Origin of the sequence: Alloscardovia omnicolens DSM 21503 (assembly GCF_000420505.1) — a bacterium.
Taxonomy (GTDB): Bacteria; Actinomycetota; Actinomycetes; order Actinomycetales; family Bifidobacteriaceae; genus Alloscardovia; species Alloscardovia omnicolens.
Map to the genome: position 1 here is coordinate 13360 of NZ_ATVB01000003.1, position 18806 is coordinate 32165.

General features: G+C 46.8%; 16 protein-coding genes. All 16 read right to left on the reverse strand.

The window, feature by feature from the left end:
- Positions 1–22: 22 nt before the first annotated feature.
- Positions 23–778 carry a TlyA family RNA methyltransferase gene (locus G464_RS0101860; RefSeq protein WP_022856504.1) on the reverse strand — a complete coding sequence of 252 codons (756 nt, stop codon included), beginning with the start codon at positions 776–778 and terminating at the stop codon, positions 23–25.
- A 124-nt stretch (positions 779–902) separates the two neighbouring features.
- Complete coding sequence (locus tag G464_RS0101870) at positions 903–1958, reverse strand: HAD-IIA family hydrolase (RefSeq protein WP_022856506.1); 1056 nt, start codon at positions 1956–1958, stop codon at positions 903–905.
- Positions 1959–1961: 3 nt separating this feature from the next.
- Positions 1962–3278, reverse strand: a complete 1317-nt coding sequence (locus G464_RS08520) for a tetratricopeptide repeat protein (RefSeq protein WP_022856507.1) — start codon at positions 3276–3278, stop codon at positions 1962–1964.
- Positions 3279–3280: 2 nt separating this feature from the next.
- On the reverse strand, positions 3281–4600 hold the full coding sequence (tyrS, locus tag G464_RS0101880) for a tyrosine--tRNA ligase (protein WP_026472532.1): 1320 nt from the start codon (positions 4598–4600) through the stop codon (positions 3281–3283).
- 192 nt (positions 4601–4792) lie between these two features.
- On the reverse strand, positions 4793–5089 hold the full coding sequence (locus G464_RS0101885; RefSeq protein WP_022856509.1) for a thiamine-binding protein: 297 nt from the start codon (positions 5087–5089) through the stop codon (positions 4793–4795).
- A gap of 158 nt (positions 5090–5247) precedes the next feature.
- On the reverse strand, positions 5248–6735 hold the full coding sequence (gene argH, locus G464_RS0101890; protein ID WP_022856510.1) for an argininosuccinate lyase: 1488 nt from the start codon (positions 6733–6735) through the stop codon (positions 5248–5250).
- Between the two features lie 101 nt (positions 6736–6836).
- Entirely contained in the window at positions 6837–8075 is a 1239-nt protein-coding gene (locus G464_RS0101895; protein ID WP_022856511.1) for an argininosuccinate synthase, read from the reverse strand.
- A gap of 115 nt (positions 8076–8190) precedes the next feature.
- The gene (locus G464_RS0101900; protein ID WP_022856512.1) at positions 8191–8724 is read right to left on the reverse strand and encodes an arginine repressor; all 534 of its coding nucleotides are present in this window, start codon (positions 8722–8724) and stop codon (positions 8191–8193) included.
- 52 nt (positions 8725–8776) lie between these two features.
- Positions 8777–9751, reverse strand: a complete 975-nt coding sequence (argF, locus tag G464_RS0101905) for an ornithine carbamoyltransferase (protein WP_022856513.1) — start codon at positions 9749–9751, stop codon at positions 8777–8779.
- A 41-nt stretch (positions 9752–9792) separates the two neighbouring features.
- Complete coding sequence (locus G464_RS0101910; protein WP_022856514.1) at positions 9793–11019, reverse strand: acetylornithine transaminase; 1227 nt, start codon at positions 11017–11019, stop codon at positions 9793–9795.
- The gene (gene argB, locus G464_RS0101915; protein ID WP_022856515.1) at positions 11006–11965 is read right to left on the reverse strand and encodes an acetylglutamate kinase; all 960 of its coding nucleotides are present in this window, start codon (positions 11963–11965) and stop codon (positions 11006–11008) included. The genes G464_RS0101910 and argB overlap by 14 nt, the downstream gene beginning before the upstream one ends.
- Before the next feature lie 5 nt (positions 11966–11970).
- Positions 11971–13143 carry a bifunctional glutamate N-acetyltransferase/amino-acid acetyltransferase ArgJ gene (gene argJ / locus G464_RS0101920; protein WP_022856516.1) on the reverse strand — a complete coding sequence of 391 codons (1173 nt, stop codon included), beginning with the start codon at positions 13141–13143 and terminating at the stop codon, positions 11971–11973.
- Positions 13140–14258, reverse strand: a complete 1119-nt coding sequence (argC, locus tag G464_RS0101925) for an N-acetyl-gamma-glutamyl-phosphate reductase (protein WP_022856517.1) — start codon at positions 14256–14258, stop codon at positions 13140–13142. The genes argJ and argC overlap by 4 nt, the downstream gene beginning before the upstream one ends.
- Before the next feature lie 171 nt (positions 14259–14429).
- Positions 14430–15086 (reverse strand): DUF4190 domain-containing protein, encoded by a 657-nt coding sequence (locus G464_RS0101930; RefSeq protein WP_022856518.1) that lies wholly within the window; start codon positions 15084–15086, stop codon positions 14430–14432.
- A gap of 61 nt (positions 15087–15147) precedes the next feature.
- Positions 15148–17745, reverse strand: coding sequence for a phenylalanine--tRNA ligase subunit beta (pheT, locus tag G464_RS0101935; protein ID WP_022856519.1), 2598 nt, complete (start codon positions 17743–17745; stop codon positions 15148–15150).
- A gap of 3 nt (positions 17746–17748) precedes the next feature.
- Entirely contained in the window at positions 17749–18804 is a 1056-nt protein-coding gene (pheS, locus tag G464_RS0101940; protein WP_420834440.1) for a phenylalanine--tRNA ligase subunit alpha, read from the reverse strand.
- Positions 18805–18806 lie beyond the last annotated feature (2 nt).

An 18806-nucleotide genomic window follows, 5' to 3' on the forward strand; every position in this document is an offset into this window, starting at 1 on the left:
GTGCACTCATGCCACGATTATTTTATATGCGCGTTATCCACAGTATGTATTCTTGATTGCCATGCGTGCCCGTAATCGTCGATGGCGTAATAGCACGCACAGTAAAATGATGGTTCACAGCGCACTCTTGAACAGTTTCAATAGCTTCTTGACGGTATTGAGTGTTCGTTACAATACCTCCTTTACCCAGCTTGTGCGGCCCAACTTCAAACTGTGGTTTAACAAGCACAACAGCATGAGCGCCCGAATGCGTTATGCGCTCAATAATAGGAATAACGTAGGTGAGAGAAATAAACGAGACATCGGAGACAATAAAACGCGGACTATACTCTAAATCATCCAGATACACGTCGCGAATATTAACGCCACTCATTTCAATCACTCGATTATCGTTCGCAATAAGCGGATCGAGTTGACCATGTCCTACGTCCAAAGCAATAACCTGTTGGGCGCCTTTATCGAGCAGAACTTGAGTAAAGCCTCCTGTAGATGCTCCAATATCTAAGCATTTTTTCCCGCGTGGAGCAGGAAGTCCTTGAGGAATAAAAGTATCGAGAGCATCAACAAGCTTGATTGCTCCTCGTGACACATACATGCCGCTAGAACGTACAGTATCGCTCAGCTCGATACGGTCGTTCGCGCTTACAGACAGTGATGCTTTTACTTTGTCCGCGCTACCATTGACCAGCACAGCTCCCGATGCTATCAGTTGCTGCGCTCGGTTACGTGTGGGCGCTAAAGCCCTGTCTACCAGCTCTTTATCTAAACGTTGACCCATGATATGAATTACTGTTCGTCTAATTGTGCGTGTAAATCATCGAGAACCTGCGTATAGTACTCAATAACCTGCTCAAAATCAGCATCTTCAGCGGGTGCTAAGGGCGCGTAGCTCATTATGAGTCCTAGTTTTCGTGAAGATTCGAAGCGAAGAATGGCAGATGCAGGTCTTCTAGAGCGCACAATCCCTCATCTACAGCTGCCCATGCAGCGCTTGCTGCAGCACGCAAACCATCAAGACTCGTGTTAGATGCATCCATATGCACAGTATTACCATCAATCCAAGCGCGAGCATCACGGCAGATAAACTGACTATTCTCTCGTTTCACGTCTGGCTGAGCAAGGCTCAAACCGAGTAAATCAGCACAGATATATGTTGGACGTTCAATCGCACGAGCAGTCATAATCTGCCCAGCATCCGCTACTCCAGTGAGCACTACTGCACTGTCGTAGCCACCGCGATTTGCCGCTTCAATATCCGTATCTAAACGATCACCTACTGGTAAACAGTCTTCAGTTTCTACCATCTGTTCGGTTGGGCTGAACAGATGACGTGCTTGATGATACATAGCCGCTTCAGGCTTGCCAGCAGAAGCCTCAGGTTCTTGGTTAGTGGCGGCAATAACAGGAAGCTGCAAAGCACCGTTTCCTGGAGCAATACCTTCTTCGCGCGGAATAGTCATATCGCGATTCGTTACGAAATAGCGAGCACCATGCTGTATAGCATAGGCTGCCTGAGACAGATGCTGCCAGCTAATTTCCGGGAACCACGACTGAATAACAGCATCAGGATTATCTGCAGCACAATCAACTACAACGAGACCAGCCTGAGTAAGCTCGGTTTTAAGATGATCTTTACCCACAACCAGGACACGTGCACCTGGCTGCAGCTTCTCCTTCAACATTGCCGCACTCACCATAGCTGACGTAATAACATCACTGCCGTGAGCATCAACACCAAAACTACTAATCTGTTCTGCTACCACGTCTGGGTAGCGTGATGGATTATTCGTTGTATACGCAATATGCATACCTAATCGCGCAGCAGAGTCAATACCTTCGGCAGCATGCTCTACAGGATGAGCACCGCGATACACCACCCCATCCAAATCAAGTAGAGCCAATGAATATTGTGCTGCTAACGGTTGGTTACACCCCTTGATTGTGGTGGGATAGTTCACGTGTTACTCCTCGTTCTCGGTTTCGTCAGTAGCTTCTTTTTCAGCGGTTTCTTCTGGCTCGCTTTCTTCTGGCTCGTCAGGCTGAACACTGTCGAGATAATCAGCCATCTCGCGAGGGTCAATACCCAAGCCAGCAAGCATATCTTCATCAATAACTTCTAAATCGTTATCAACGAAAACATCATCTTCATCTATCTCTTCGTTATCGGCATACTGAGCTTCCAAACGATCGAGCAAATCGTTAAGCTTTTCTGCTTCCTGAGTGCGTCCTGCAAGCTCTAAGAAGTTCTGTTCCGCTTGCACAGCGCGCATACGGTATGCTCCTCCCACACCTTGGGCATGAGCAATAGTGTGCACAATTTCTACCGCTTTATCGAATAAATCTAGATCTGCTAAAGCACCCGCATAAACAAGGAAAAGTTCAGCTTTAGCCTCGCCCTGCAGATACTTTGCGTCATCAGACAATGCGATGTCTACAGCCTTTTGAGGATTGCCCAAACCGCGTTCGCAGTCTGCCATAAATGGCAAATAATCACCATATCCGTTCATACGGAATGCTGTGCGGAACTCGCGCAAAGCCAACTTGTAGTCACCTTGACGATAGGCTACAAAGGCTAAAGTTTCGCGGCTCACATCTACACGAGATGCTTGACGTGCCACCCACTTTGCGTGCTCCATAGCTGCCTGAGGATCGTCTTCTTCCAAAGCGTATGCCGCCAAAATATGCAAACCAATATTTTCTGCATGTTCTTTCGACAGACCGCGTAAACGTTCCTTTTCATCTGTGGAGAGCATGGACCATTCCAAACCCTTTGGCATCTTAGGCTCACCTGAGCGACGATCTGTATATGGATTTTGCGATGGGAAGCTTAAAGTGCCGTCAGAATTCTTGCGAGGCTTATCGTAGTTTGCCGAAGATGGGCGTCCCTGATGATTTCCTCGCTGATTGCTGAAACCTTTACGACGATCTGAACGACTGTCTGCACGACCCTCTGCTGCGTTCTCTGAGCGATTGTAACGAGGGTTACGCTCATCACGACGATTATTATTGCGACGGTCATCACGCCATGAACCGCGACGTTCACCATTGCTATTCTTTTTATCGAAACGACGCTCTTCACCATCTTCACGACGACGGTCGGAATTAAAGCGTTGCTGACCACCGCGACGAGAAGAATTCTTGCCGTCATTAAAACGACGTCCACCCGATTGCGGGCGTGAACCATGAGAGTTAGAACGACGTGAACCGCCTCCAAATGAGCGCTGTGAGCCGTGAGAGCCCTTGCCACCTGAACGACGACTAGACTGATTTTCTGCCATATTTATTGAGCCTCCACTGCTCCAAGTGCCTTCTTGCCTCGACGTACGAGGGCGAAACGATTAAAGAGGAAATCCTCGCTGCTTAATACAGCTTCAGGATCTTCTACTCGCTGATTATTGACGTAAACGCCACCACCAGCAATAGTTTTACGTGCTTCAGAAATTGATTTGAACAATCCGCTCGCTACCCCAGCTTCTACCACGCGCATACCCGGCTGAGCTGAAGCAAAAATCTTCTGACCGTCTTCACCGTCAATCTTCACGCCTTCTAAAGCAGCTTCTAGGGTATCTTCATCTAAGTCAGTCAGTTCTCCACGACCAAAGAGTGCTGCAGAAGCGTCAATAGCGCCTTGAGCTGCTTTATCTCCATGCACAAAACTGGTTACTTCCCAAGCCAACGTACGCTGTGCTTCGCGAGCGCCTGGATTGCTTTCTACTTCCTGTTCGAGACGTTCAATCTCTTCTTTAGGAAGGAAAGTAAAGAACTTTAACAGCTTAATAACCTCAGTATCTGGCTGGTTGAACCAGAACTGATAGAACTTGTATGGGCTGAACATGCTGGCATCTAACCAGATAGCTCCACCTTCAGATTTACCAAACTTCTTACCCTGAGAATCTGTAATGATTGGGCTAGTGAGCACATGAACAGATTCGCCACGTACTTTACGAATCAAATCTAAGCCAGAGGTGAGGTTACCCCACTGATCAGCTCCGCCGGTCTGCAAAGTGACGTCGAAGTTATCGTATAAGTATAAGAAGTCATTACCTTGAAGCACCTGGTAGCTAAACTCAGTGAAGGAAATACCTTCCTCGGAGTTCAAACGGCGTGCCACGGTATCTTTGGCGAGCATAGTTCCCAAACGGAAGTTCTTACCTACATCACGCAAAAAATCAATAACATTCATCTGTGCAGTCCAGTCGTAATTCGACACAAAACGCACAGGATTGTCTCCATCAGTAACAAGGAAACGTGAGATTTGGTTGCGTAAACGTTCAGTCCATGTGGCCACGATTTCTTTTGAATTCAAAACACGTTCGCCACTTTGACGAGGATCGCCAATAAGACCAGTAGCACCTCCTACTAAGGCAATAGGATGATGACCTGCTTCTTGCAAGTGACGCATCATAAGAACCTGAACGAGGTTGCCAATATGAATGGAGGCTGCTGTAGGGTCAAAACCGCAATAATATGTGATTGGCTCGGAATTGAGTGCTTCTGCGAGTTGTTCGCGATCTGTTGACTGGTTAATTAAACCACGCCATTCCAGTTCTTCAAGGAGCGTGTTAAAGCCAGCTTCCTTGTAGGTCCTTACCTGAGCCATTGGAAAATAATCCTCCACATCATAGCCAACGCTGAAAACGCTATTGCTTTGTTCCATAAACGGCGTAAAACCGTACCCTCTAGTCTCCCATAAAAGCCAGACTTTTAGCATATGTAAAACCCCGCAACTCAATGTTATTATGAACGCGAGTTGTGAGGTTTGGCGTATACGATTAGTTGTCGATTAATTGTCTTATTTTTCGAATTTCGAGGTTTTTTCTTCGCTACTTAGAATTTGACCATACGCAATTTTAGCGTTCACGATAATATCATCACTACCGTTTTGTGCAGCAATTAACGCGCACTGATGTAAAGCATCCATGCATTCCTCGTACTCTCCTTCAATCACTGTTTCGAAAGGAGTAACGCGTGCCTGCGGAAAACGATCTTGTAGATAGTAAATGACGCGATCAATATCTGGTAGGTAATCTGCAACTTTCATTGGCAAAACTTGGATGGCGATGCTGCAGTTATTCTGTGGTGTGTTCATCAATGTATTCCCTTTCGCTGGCATTATCCAGATCAAGTGCGGTCGAAGCGAGCACTTCCTCTCAGCTGTTAAGCTCCCGACAGTGTCAGCATAGCAAAAGGACGCCACCTCGAAGTGCTGTTGTGCTAAGATAACGTCCTTATGATGGAGAAGGAACTTTAGATGCTTCCTGGAGCTTTAAAAGCACTGCCATCGCTCGTAGAATCAGCAAACTGTTGAAGCGCATCTACTGCTACACGTCCTGTTTCTATTTGCTCGCTTACTCTGTCGAAGGCGGTGCCACCCTGACCTGCTCGAGCATTCACGCTGCCTTGTGTAGATAAAACTTCACGCACACCTGGAGCTACATCTGCACTCAAGAAGTTTTGGAAAATGCCGCAGTAATCCTCATCGCTCAAATCCCATAGCTCTACACCGCGTTCTTCAGCAATACGCACGCACTCGCCAGACAGCTCGTGTGCATTACGGAATGGGACTTTTTGCTTCACTAACCATTCAGCAATATCTGTTGCTAAGGCAAAACCTGTTGGAGCTTCTTCTTCCATGCGGGTAAAATTGAAAGTCATGGTAGCTACCATACCGGTGAAGGCTGGTAATAAGACGCTCAAAGTATCCACCTGATCGAATACTGCTTCCTTGTCTTCCTGTAAATCGCGTGCGTAGGCAGTTGGGAGTCCCTTTAAAGTGGCTAAGAGTCCAGTTAAATCACCGATAACACGACCAGCTTTACCACGAGCCAATTCTGCGATGTCTGGATTTTTCTTCTGAGGCATAATTGATGAGCCTGTGGAGTAAGCATCATGCAAACGAACAAAAGCGAACTCCTGAGTATTCCAGATAATGATTTCCTCGGAAAGGCGTGAAATATCTACACCAATCATGGCTGCTACGAAGGAGAACTCAGCCACAACATCGCGCGATGATGTGCCATCAATAGAGTTTTCTGTAACATCGCTAAAGCCTAGCTCTACAGCTACTGCGTGAGGATCTAGACCGAGAGTATTACCTGCTAAAGCTCCAGAACCGTATGGCGAGAAGTTAGCGCGTTTATCCCAATCTACTAAACGTTGCACATCACGCAACAGTGGCCATGCGTGAGCCATGAGCTGGTGAGATACAAGAACTGGCTGTGCATGCTGCATATGTGTGCGACCAGGCATAACAGCTTGTCCAGCCTTTTGAGACTGTTCAATAAGAGCACGCACCAAATCAAGCACATCGCGAGATATGAATCTCGCTTGGCGGCGCAACCACATGCGAATTAGTGTTGCAATCTGATCGTTACGGGAACGACCAGCACGCAATTTTCCACCCAATTCATCGCCTGCAATAGCAAGCAGACCGCGTTCCAAAGCTGTTGCTTCGTCTTCGTCACTCTCTTGAGGAACAAATTCTTGCGTATCTACCTGGCGTTGCAGCTCATCTAAAGCAGCTTCCATACGCTCTAGCTCGTCGGCTGTTAAATGTCCGGCACGACCTAAAGCACGCGCATGAGCACGTGAACCAGCGATATCGTCATCAGCTAAACGCCAATCAAATTGTGTGGATTTACTCAAACGTGCTAAAGCTTCAGATGGACCAGAGGTAAATCTGCCACCCCATAAAGCGATGCCATCATCGTGAGTAACCTGCGTTGTTTCTGCCATATCTTCCCTCACTTATGTATACGTCTTACAGTCAAACTAAGGATTGCTCATGCTGTACGTATGAACAATCCTTAGACGAAAACTATTCTTCAGGCAACAGCTTATGCCACAGTATTGTTTGGCACTTCTACAGCATTACCAAACTTCACATCACGAGCTGCTGCAACGCGAGTTGGCAGACCATAAATCTCAATGAAGCCGTTGGATGCGTTCTGATCGAAGGAATCACCAGATTCGTAAGTTGCCAAATTGTAGTCATACAAAGAGGACTCAGAACGACGACCCGCAACTACTGCGCGACCGCCATGCAGAACCATGCGAATTTCACCAGAAACATACTGCTGAGTATCGTCAATGAAAGCGTTCAAAGACTTCACTGCTGGAGAGAACCACTGAGCATCGTATACTAATTCTGCCCAACGTTTGTCAATATCGCGCTTAATGCGGTGCTGTTCACGTTCCAAGCAGAAGTTTTCCAACTCATTATGTGCTTCAATCAGAGCTACCGCACCTGGAGCTTCATATAATTCGCGGGACTTAATACCAACTAAGCGGTCTTCAATCAAATCGATGCGACCAATACCCTGAGCACCTGCACGGCGGTTCATCTCTTCAATAGCCTGCAATGGGGTTACATCGCGGCCATCAATCTTCACTGGAACACCCTGCTTGAATTCGATGGTAACTTCATCAGCTACTGGTGGGAATGCAGGATCGTCAGTGTAAGAATACACATCCTTAGTTGGAGCATTCCATGGGTCTTCCAAATAACCTGTTTCAATAGCGCGACCCCACACATTCTGATCGATAGAATATGGGCTCTTCTCAGTCTGCTCGATTGGAAGATTATGATCCTTCGCATACTGGATTTCGATGTCGCGAGTAAGAGACAAATCGCGAATTGGGCTAATAGCACCCAAGGTTGGATCAATAGACTGAATGGATACTTCGAAACGAACCTGATCATTACCCTTACCCGTGCAACCATGCGCAATAGTATCTGCACCAAACTGGTGAGCAGCACGCACCAAATGCTTAGTAATAAGAGGACGAGAAATAGCTGATACCAATGGGTATACACCCTCATACATAGCATTAGCTTTAAGAGCACGCATGCAGTATTCGTTAGCAAACTCATCACGAGCATCTACGATGTAGGATTCCACAGCGCCACACGCTAAAGCACGTTCACGAATTGTTTCGAGACGCTCGCCACCCTGACCAACATCTAGGGATACAGCGACAACGTCTTTTCCGGTACGATCTTTCAAATATGGAATAGCAACAGAGGTATCTAATCCTCCGGAATATGCAAGAACAATACGGTTCTGGTCAGTCATTACAACCCTTTCTAATACGGTCACATCACCATGTGCTGTTTTTAATTGTATGTATAGCTATGTCTTTTATAAGGCTCTCGCGTGAAGTTGTGTCTTATGTTATCTGTTGCGATAATTATCGAGCATCAGATGCTATGGAAACAAGCCAATCCATCTTTTCTTCTGCAGCTTCATTATCGGTGGTAATCATCATTACTGTATCGTCACCGGCAATAGTTCCCGCCACATTGTCGAGTGGTTGCTTGTCGATTGCACTTGCCACATATTGCGCAGCTCCAGGTGGCGTGTGAATAACAACAAGGTTTTGCGCACACACCACTTCAGTAATCAGTCCGCTAATTACTTTTGCTAACTGCTGTTCGATGCGTTGGCGTACTTTTTCTGCCATAACATCATCAATATAATGAGGTCCCACCGTAGCATGTTGATCATCAGAAGCTACCGAATAAGCAAAAACTCCCGATGGTAAACGTACTTTACTGGCTTTGAGATCATCTAAATCGCGGCTCAGTGTTGCCTGCGTCACCTGAATACCCTCACGAGCCAATAAATGAACGAGCTGTTGCTGCGACTCAATAATATTGTGCGTAATAAGTCGCTCAACTATGCGCAGACGTGCTGCGCGCGTAGTAGGAATACCTTCATTCATACTATGTAATTACTTTCTGTACTATCAACCTACACTTATGAGCACTGCTGATTTAAGCAATTCCAGCGAGAAGACTCGCATCATCACGCTGCTGAGCAATAAGCCATGTGAGCACTGCTTTTTGCGCGTGCAAACGATTTTCTGCCTCATCCCATACCACTGATTGTGGTCCATCGATAACACTAGCAGTTACTTCTTTACCACGGTATGCTGGCAGGCAGTGTTGGAAAAGAGCTGTTGGTTTTGCTAACTGCATAAGCTCATCATTAACCTGGTATGGAACAAATGGTTTGGAACGCAGTTGATATTCAGATTCTTCTCCCATAGATACCCACGTATCGGTAAAGACACAGTCCGCATCGTGCACTGCTTCTCGAGGGTCTGTTGTTACCAGAATAGATCCACCATTTTCTGCAGCAATACGCTGAGCATCGGCGAGAATATCTGCACGTGGCAAGAATCCTTGAGGTCCAGCTACACGCACATGCATACCTGCTACTGCTCCAGCTAACACATAGGAGTGAGACATATTATTTGCTGCGTCACCGAGATAAGCAATGGTTTTTCCTTGCAAAGTATCAACCCCACCTTGATGCTGAGCAATAGTCATCAAATCTGCTAAGACCTGGCATGGATGGAAGTCATCTGTTAATGCGTTAACCACAGGAACAGTTGCATACTTCGCCATCTCTTCAATACGATCTTGACCGAATGTGCGCCACACAATTGCAGAGGTCATACGTGTAAGCACGCGGGAGGTATCTGCTACTGGCTCTCCACGTCCAAGCTGTGATCCATCCTTATCGATAATCAGTGGATATCCGCCCAGCTCTGCTACTCCTGTGGCAAAACTTGAACGTGTGCGTGTGCTTGGCTTATCAAAAAGCACAGCTACAGACTGAGGACCTTCGAAAGGTCGAGACAAATAGCGATTGTTTCGGAAAGCTAAACCAAGCTTAAGAATGGTTTTCTGCTCGTCATGATTTAAATCATCATCGCGTAATAAATGACGTAATGTTCCTGCCATCATTTTCTCTTTCTTATGTAGTAATTCGCCTGAATGGACTGTTAGTCGCGTGGTAAATTCGATGGAATGCTATTGAGAATCTCAACGCCTTCTTCAATCTGCTCTGCAGTAATATTAAGAGGCGGAGCTATGCGTAGAGCATTCTCAGATACAGCATTCACAATAAGACCGTGGTCTAAAGCCCACGATGCTGCCGCATGAGCACATGGGTAAGCTAGCTGTACGGCATTGAGCAAACCAGCTCCTCGCACACCGACGAATAATGGATTCTTACTGTGTGCTAGGGCATCACGTAGCTGCTGACCACGTTCGCGTGCATTGTTCAGCAATTGCTCTTCTTCTACAATACGTACTGTAGCAAGCCCTGCGGCAGTAGCTAAAGGATTTCCAGCAAACGTGGAGCCGTGAGAACCCGGAGTGAACAGTTGTGAAACTTCCTGTCCAAAAGTTATGAGGCCTCCCATCGGGAAGCCACCAGCTACACCTTTTGCAAAACTTATGGCGTCAGGACGTATTCCTCCGCTTAACTCTTTATTTTGGAATGCAAACCAATATCCTGTGCGCCCCATACCTGTTTGTACTTCGTCAATAACAAGCAAAGCATTATGCTCGTCACATAAACAACGAGCTTCTTGCACATAGTCTGTTCCTACAGGTAACACGCCAGCTTCGCCCTGAATAAGCTCCATAATAATGCCCGCAACAGGACCTGCCTCGAATGCAGCTTGCAGGGCTTCTTTATTGCCAGCTTCCACAAATTCAACATGAGGAAGAAGTGGATTATATGGTTCACGAATAACTGGTTTCCACGTTACACTCAATGCACCAAGAGTTCGACCATGGAAACTATGTGTGAGCGCAAGAATACGAGCATTATCTGCATGACCACGCGCGTTTGCATGGAGCTTTATGAGTTTTAATGCGGCTTCGTTTCCTTCTGTACCAGAATTTGCAAAATATACACGTGACCCAGCAGGCGCATCGGCTAACTCGAGTAATTTTTCTGATAGTTCAATTTGAGGAACGGTAGCAAAATAATTTGACGTATGGGCAATACGACCAGCTTGCTGTGATACAGCTTGAACCCATGCTGGATGACTGTATCCCACACTGTTGACTGCGATGCCAGCAAGAAAATCAAGATATTTCTTACCATCCACATCCCACACATAGGAACCTTCACCGTGGTCAAGCACACGCAAAGGTGTTCCAAAAACATTCATGTGATGCTGTGCATACGACTCTAATAATGTATTACTTGTGCTCATGGAAACTCCTCATATGCATACCTTCACCACGAACAACCATGGTGCCAATACCTGCAGAAGTAAAAATCTCGTTGAGAATGGAATGTTTCTTACGTCCATCAATAATATGAGCTTGGTTTACCCCACCATCGATAGCTCGAATGCAAGCCTCCATTTTCGGCCGCATTCCCGATTCCAATTGAGGTAACATCTCACGCAAAGTTTCTACACCTACCTGACTGACCAACGATGATTGATCTGGCCACCGAGAATACAAACCTTCTACATCGGTTAGAATAACTAATTTGCTCGCTCCTAAGGCGCAGGCTAAAGCTGCGGCAGCAGTATCTGCATTAATATTAAGCACTTGAGTAACGTCATCTTCATCAGGAGCCACGGAGGAGACAACAGGAATGCGATTGGATGCAATGAGGTCTTCTACAGAACGCGCATCTACACTAACTACATCTCCGACTAATCCCACATCTATAGGCTCCCCATTGACCGTAGGCCTGCGTCTACATGCTGAGAAAAGACCACCATCTTCTCCAGAGAGTCCAACTGCATATGAACCGTAAGAATTAATCAGTCCCACCAATTCACGCGATACTTTACCAGTAAGCACCATGCGCACAATATCCATGGTTTGTTCATCTGTTACACGTAAACCACCACGGAATTCAGATTTAATACCCAATGTTGTGAGCATCTGATTAATCTGTGGTCCTCCACCATGCACAACAACTGGATGCAAACCAACTTGACGCAAAAATACCATATCTTCAGCGAAAGCAGCACGCAGTTCATCGTTAATCATGGCGTTGCCGCCATATTTAATAACAACGAGTGAGCCTGCAAATTCTTGAAGCCACGGAAGCATTTCCAATAATACTTCTGATTTTTGGCTATCGGTTAAATCTTGATGCACATCAATATGAAGTGCTTCGTGATTGTATTCGCTATCCATTATTCCTACGATTCATAGTCTGCATTAATATGCACATAGTCGAAAGTAAGGTCGTCGGTCCATACCACTGCCTGAGCTGAAGATCCGGTATGCAAATTGATATCAATATGCACTTCCCTCTCCTCCATAGACACTCGTTCGCGAGGCTCTCCTGGTTTACCCCCATCGCATACACGCACACCGTTAATATCTACAGTTACCTTCTGCGGGTCGAAAGCAGCAATATCTACAGGAACTGTTCCTAAGGATGAGACAACACGCCCCCAATTAGGATCATTTCCATAAATAGCGCATTTAAGAAGATTAGATGAAGACACCGCACGTGCGCATGCAAGCGCAGCCGCATAGCTTCCTGCACCACGAACTTCAATACGAATATCGTGGCTAGCTCCCTCGCCATCGCCAATAATCTGGCGAGCAAGCTGAGCACACGCATCACAGACTATAGCAGTAAATTCTTCTGCGCCCGGCTCAACGCCGCTAGCTCCCGATGCCAACACAATCACCGTATCGTTAGTAGACATACAACCATCTACATCAATACAGTCAAAGCTTCGCGATGTTGCCTCACGCAGAGCAGACTGAGCTAATTCAGAAGACACTACAGCATCTGTGGTAATAACGCTAATCATGGTGGCAAGCTGAGGCGCAATCATTCCGGAGCCTTTAACCATACCACCCACACGGTAGCCTGCTCCCTCTATACATACGGTTTTAGGCCTCGTATCAGTGGTCATAATGGCTTCAGCTGCATATGCACCAGCTTCCTCGGAGCTATCAAGCGCATTTACGGCCTTTTCTACTCCGTGGAATACAGCATCTAAAGGCAAAAGCTCACCAATTAATCCCGTAGATGCAATAAGCACATCGTCAGATGCGCATCCCAATAAAGAAGCTGCATAGTCAGCTGTTTGCTCTACTTGAGCATATCCAGCTTCACCAGTGCACGCATTAGCTCCACCAGAATTAATTACCATGGCGCGAGCATGACCCGATGCGATGATATTGCGTGAATACTGCACGGGAGCTGCTGCGAAACGGTTAGTAGTAAAAACACCAGCAGCCACATTGAGTGGACCGTTATTCACCACAACAGCCACGTCTTTTTTACCTTCAACTGAGGAAATTCCTCCTCGTACTCCGGCAGCAGAAAAACCTTGAGCAAAAACTACACTCATGGTGCAACTCCAATCTTGGTTAAGCCAGCATCTTCCGGCAATCCCAGTGCAATATTCAACGATTGAATAGCTTGTCCAGCTGTACCACGATTCAAATTATCAATCGCACTGAAGCCATACAATAACCCAGCACGACGGTCTACAGCTACTTGAATGTGCGCAGCATTTGAACCGATAACATCTGCAGTAGCCGGCAATACTGTTGGAGGTAGTAATTCAATAAAGAACTCATTGCCATACGCCTTTTCATAAACAGAACGGATTTCTTCATCGCTCATCTCAAGAGCTTCGTTACTCAAAGCAGCGCTTACCGTAGCCATAATTCCGCGAGACATGGGCGCAAGAACAGGAGTAAAGCCAAGCTTATACTGTTGAATCGCACTATAGTTTTGCCCATCTAATCCCTGAGCATGAGCAAAATTTTGTTGAATTTCTGGAATATGGCGGTGGCTTCCTGCAACTGAATAGGCAGTGGCATTGCCTAAAGCCTCAGAAGCAAGCAAATTCACTCGTCCTGTTTTACGGCCCGCACCAGAATATCCCACGACTGCATGTGCCGAGATCTGCGAGTTAACCAAACCCGCAGCAAGAGCTGGTTGAAAAGCCAAAGTTACTGCCGTAACATTGCAACCAGGTCCGGCAAGTCGATGAGCACTAGACAAATGAGAACGCTGATACGAAAAACCAAAGTTTTCGTCTCCTCCTGTAATCAGTTCTGGAAGAGCATACGTCCATGGCGCACAGTAACCGTCACCATAAAAGTCTTGCCATGCTTCAGCTGATTCCAAACGATGATCAGCTCCTAAATCAATAACAATGCGCACATCTTCAAGCTGAGCTGCTAAAGCACCAGATGCTCCATGAGGCAAAGCTAAAATAACAACATCATGACCGCTTAATACTTCTGGTGTTGTGTCTTCAATAGTCAGCGAAGAGAGCTGAGGTATATGAGGAGTAAATTCTCCCAGTCGCTTGCCAGCAGACGAGTGACCAGCCACACACGTGACTTCGAAATTTGGATGCGCTGCCAGTATTCGCAACGCTTCACCACCCGCGTATCCTGTGGCACCAGCTACAGCAACAGTGAGTGGATAATCAAGATGAAGATCTTGCATAATCACACCTACTTATTCATATATTTGTATAATTATGCAACATTTACTCGACGAATGATGCCTATTCACAACATGCGCGTGTCGTATATTTTCAAGGCTTCATGCACTGTATTGTCAACATACAAAAACCGATGCTCATCGAGAACATCGGTTTGTATATTCATACATATTTTATGCACCTATATGCGCACGAATCCATGCTGTCACCATATTGAGGAATTCTAATTCAGTCATTCCTGTAGCCACAATATAAGCGAATAATATTATCTGCAGAACACATAGAATAATAGCAATAATAGCCAGCGTACGGCCTTTCATATGCAATATCTTGGTTCGGTTTAACGACATAATTGCCAAAAAGAGAGCCAAAAGAGTGGTCTGCGTAAAGAAAGAACCAATAAAAGCAATAATCGCATAGAAATCCCAACGACCATAAGCCGGGTTCTTCTTCGGATCATCTGGATCGAATTCAAAACGCTCAAAAGATGATGCAACAGGATTCCCATCGCGATCATAGAACTGAGGCGTATTCACATTATGAGACGTATAATCCGTATTAGCTGACTGTCCAGAGTGAGACTGCTGTCCATGTGCTTGATTATTACCCTGAGTAGAAGTGTCACTCGGAGCGCCAAAAGGACTAACCACCATAATGCGCTTCGACTTCGCCTGAGCTTTAGGCCCCTGGCTTGGTTCAGGCTTGCCGTACACATAAGGATCCCAACCAGGAAATTCGGATGCCAAACGACCGTAAGCAGGACCTGTCTGCTCTGCGTCTGTATCGTCAGTGTGCTTGGAATCATCAAGCGTGTTCAGATCGTCTGTCATGAACAATACCTTTTTCCTTCAGTTGGTTCCTTATGTATTTCCGTGCCAGTACGTAGCTTTATTACGCGCGCAGCACAGCTCTTGCTGCTGCAGTAGCGTCAATAATAGCAGCACGCACAGCATCAGTATCTTCTGCTGTCAGTGTACGGTCAGCAGCACGCAATGTTACAGCGTATGCCAAAGATTTCTTCGCCTCACCCAAGCTGTCATCAGTAAAGACATCGAACAAAGTAATGGACTCAAGCAAATCTCCTGCAGCTGTACGAATAATATCGCTTAACTGTGCAGAAGTCATAGCTTGTGGAACCACAAAAGCGAAGTCCTGATGCACCGGAGGATAGCTCGACACTGGTCGTGCTTGTACAGGCTCGTAGGTGACCTCATCAAATACAGCATCCAAATCGAGCTCAAATGCAGCAGTATGAGCTGGCAATCCCAAGGACTCGTTAATACGAGGATGGAATTCGCCCACAATTCCTACTACACGCTCCCCTACCTTCACCTGTGCGAAACGACCAGGATGCCATGTTGCTGGAACATCATCACCGTGCAGCTGGTCTAACGTAAAGTTCGCAGCTAAACGCTCGGAAATACGGGTCACGGCTTCTACTACATCTGTCCAGTCAGCCGTGCGCTTCTCGCCCATCCAGCCTGTTTCTTGCACATCACCAGTGAGAATAGCAGCAACATGCAATGGCTGATATGGCAAACCTGCATCCAAAGCTGCCAACTGCTCATCGCTTGGACGAACCCCGCCAGGTAATGCAGGAATTGCTGGAGCTTGTGGATCCCATTCGAAAACATGACCTACTTCGTAGGAGCTTGCCTGTGGATTACCACGGCGAATATTGCGTTGAACGGTACGCATAAGGGTCAACAAGATGTCGCGGCGCAAATATGGACGGTCTCCTGCTAATGGATTAGCAAGTTCTACACTGATTGGCTTGATGGCATCAGCATCGTATGCGAAGTCCTTATAATCCTCGTCGCCCACAAACGGATAACTGATAGTTTCTGTTAAACCATATTCAGCTAATGTATCTGCTACTTGGCGACGACGTAACTGTGAGTCTGTTAAGCCAGTCATAGATGTAGCAGGAACTGCTGGAACAGTTACAGCAATCTGGTCATAACCCACCAAACGAGCTACTTCTTCTACTAAATCGCAGGCTTCAGTAAGATCTGGACGCCAGCTTGGAACAGTAACAGACAAAACGCCTTCAGACACAGTACTTACGATGCTACCAATATCGCTAAGAATCTGTGCAATCTGTTCATCTGTGGTGGTTAAACCGGTTAAACGTGCCACCTCGGATGTGTGGAATTCAATAGTGCGGGGCTGTTCAGTGTTATTCACATCTGTTGGATTCTCGCTGGCAACACCGCCGCAGACACCCATAAGCAATTCGATTGCTTCGAAGGCAGCAGCAGCTTGAAGCTGAGTATCTACTCCGCGCTCAAAACGACGGCTTGCTTCCGAAGGAATCTTATGGCGGCGAGCAGAGCGTGCAATAGAAATAGGGTCAAAGTGTGCTGCTTCAATCAGCACATTGGTGGTTTCTTCGGTAACTTCACCGTACAAACCACCCATAACGCCCGCAATACCGAGCACACGAGAACCACGCTCTCCGTTTGGAGAATCGGTAATCAGCAAATCTTCGCTGACCAAGTCATGCCCTTTACCATCCAAAGTAACAAGCTTTTCGCCATCTACAGCGCGACGCACCACGATTGGCTGAACAATCTTATCGAGATCGTATGCATGCAATGGCTGGCCTACATCAAGCATCACGTAGTTCGTAACATCCACTGCAGCTGAAATAGGACGCATACCCGAGCGCAGTAAACGCTGACGCATCTGATGAGTAGAACGACCTTCGCGATTAATACCCGTAAGAGTACGTGCATAAAAACGGTCACAGCCTGGAACACCGTGAATAGGATTGGTGTCGTCAATAATAACCTCAACATCGCCATGTTCGCTTGCATGAAGCTGTTCGGCACGCTCAAGGTATGATGCTACAACATCGTTAAATTGAGCACCAGTAGAATGGTGGAATTCACGTGCAACACCGCGGTAGGAGAAGGCATAACCGCGATCTGGCGTAATATTAATTTCCAAAGTTGCTTCATTTAAGCCAAGCAATCCCAGCGCATCGTCGCCAGGCTGGAGAGCCTCAACCTGCTCATCACTTAAACCATAATCATTGAGCACAATAATGCCATTGTGATCCGAACCCAATCCCAACTCGCGCTCAGATGCGCACATACCGTCAGAAATATGCCCATAGGTCTTGCGAGGCTCAATCTTAAAATCGCCAGGCAACACAGCCCCCGGCAGCGTCACAACCACCTTCTGACCAGCCGCAATATTAGGCGCTCCACACACAATACCGCGAGGAACCTTATTACCCTCCTCGTCAAGCACATTGTGTTCTCCCACGTCAATATGGCACCAGTTAATAACCTTGCCATTCTTCTGCGGTTCAGGAGTCAAGTCAACAACATAACCCACAACAATAGGTCCGGTTACCTGAGAGGTATGAATCTCTTCCTCTTCCAAGCCTACCTTCACCAAATCAGCCGCAAGCTGCTCATAAGTTTCTTCAGCTGGCACGTCTACATGGTCGCGCAGCCAGTTCATATCAATAAGTGGCATCTTTTACTCTCCCATCGCAAACTGCTGGCTGAAACGCACATCTCCCTCAACGAGATCGTGCATATCGTTAATATCGTGACGCAGCAGCAAAGTACGTTCCATACCCACGCCAAAAGCAAAACCGGAATACACATCAGGATCAATTCCCGCAGAGCGCAGCACATTCGGATTCACCATGCCGCAACCGCCCCACTCAATCCAACCAGGACCGCCCTTCTTATCTGGGAACCATAAATCCATTTCTGCGCTTGGCTCAGTAAATGGGAAGTAACTTGGACGCAAGCGAGTCTTTGCTTCAGGACCAAACATAGCCACAGCAAGCTTATCTAAAACGCCCTTCAAATCTGCCATCGTCAAGCCTTTATCTACAGCTAAAGCTTCACACTGATGGAAAACAGGGGTATGTGTAGCATCCAATTCATCGGTGCGGAACACGCGACCTGGGCACGCAATATACAGTGGCACACCGCGCGAGAGCAAAGAACGCGCCTGAACCGGCGAAGTATGGGTACGCATAACCATGTTAGACCCCACAAAACCAGCGGAATCTTTCGCCTGATTACCCTTAATATAGAAGGTATCTTGCATCTGACGAGCAGGATGATCTGGACCAAAGTTCAAGGCATCGAAATCATGCCATTCAGTTTCAACTTCTGGACCTTCAGCAATTTGCCAGCCCATCGATACAAAGAAGTCTTCCACATCTTCAAGCAACTTTGGCAAAGGATGACGCGCTCCTAAAGGATTGCGGCGCACTGGCTGAGTCATATCCACAGTTTCTGCCGCTAATGCAATACGCTCAGCCTCTTCTTTTAGCGCAGTCTCACGCTGAGCATATGCACGCCCAAAATCAGCGCGAAGTTTGCCCACAACTTTGCCGGCTTCCTTCTTCTGATCTGCGGCCAAAGAACCAATTGCTTTGCTAGCTTGAGCCATTGCAGAGTTATTGCCCGCATATTCGCTTCGAATTGCATGTAACTCATCGAGAGTTGCAGCACTGTTGAGCTTGCCAATGCCTTCTTGAACAGCAGCTTGCACTGCTGCAGCATCGAACTGAATAT

Bases quoted from the DNA above. Each gene is read 5' to 3' on its own strand.
- G464_RS0101860 (WP_022856504.1), bottom strand. From the start codon at position 778: ATGGGTCAACGTTTAGATAAAGAGCTGGTAGACAGGGCTTTAGCGCCC.
- G464_RS08520 (WP_022856507.1), bottom strand. From the start codon at position 3,278: ATGGCAGAAAATCAGTCTAGTCGTCGTTCAGGTGGCAAGGGCTCTCAC.
- tyrS (WP_026472532.1), bottom strand. From the start codon at position 4,600: ATGGCTCAGGTAAGGACCTACAAGGAAGCTGGCTTTAACACGCTCCTT.
- G464_RS0101885 (WP_022856509.1), bottom strand. From the start codon at position 5,089: ATGAACACACCACAGAATAACTGCAGCATCGCCATCCAAGTTTTGCCA.
- argH (WP_022856510.1), bottom strand. From the start codon at position 6,735: ATGGCAGAAACAACGCAGGTTACTCACGATGATGGCATCGCTTTATGG.
- G464_RS0101895 (WP_022856511.1), bottom strand. From the start codon at position 8,075: ATGACTGACCAGAACCGTATTGTTCTTGCATATTCCGGAGGATTAGAT.
- G464_RS0101900 (WP_022856512.1), bottom strand. From the start codon at position 8,724: ATGAATGAAGGTATTCCTACTACGCGCGCAGCACGTCTGCGCATAGTT.
- argF (WP_022856513.1), bottom strand. From the start codon at position 9,751: ATGGCAGGAACATTACGTCATTTATTACGCGATGATGATTTAAATCAT.
- G464_RS0101910 (WP_022856514.1), bottom strand. From the start codon at position 11,019: ATGAGCACAAGTAATACATTATTAGAGTCGTATGCACAGCATCACATG.
- argB (WP_022856515.1), bottom strand. From the start codon at position 11,965: ATGGATAGCGAATACAATCACGAAGCACTTCATATTGATGTGCATCAA.
- argJ (WP_022856516.1), bottom strand. From the start codon at position 13,143: ATGAGTGTAGTTTTTGCTCAAGGTTTTTCTGCTGCCGGAGTACGAGGA.
- argC (WP_022856517.1), bottom strand. From the start codon at position 14,258: ATGCAAGATCTTCATCTTGATTATCCACTCACTGTTGCTGTAGCTGGT.
- G464_RS0101930 (WP_022856518.1), bottom strand. From the start codon at position 15,086: ATGACAGACGATCTGAACACGCTTGATGATTCCAAGCACACTGACGAT.
- pheT (WP_022856519.1), bottom strand. From the start codon at position 17,745: ATGCCACTTATTGATATGAACTGGCTGCGCGACCATGTAGACGTGCCA.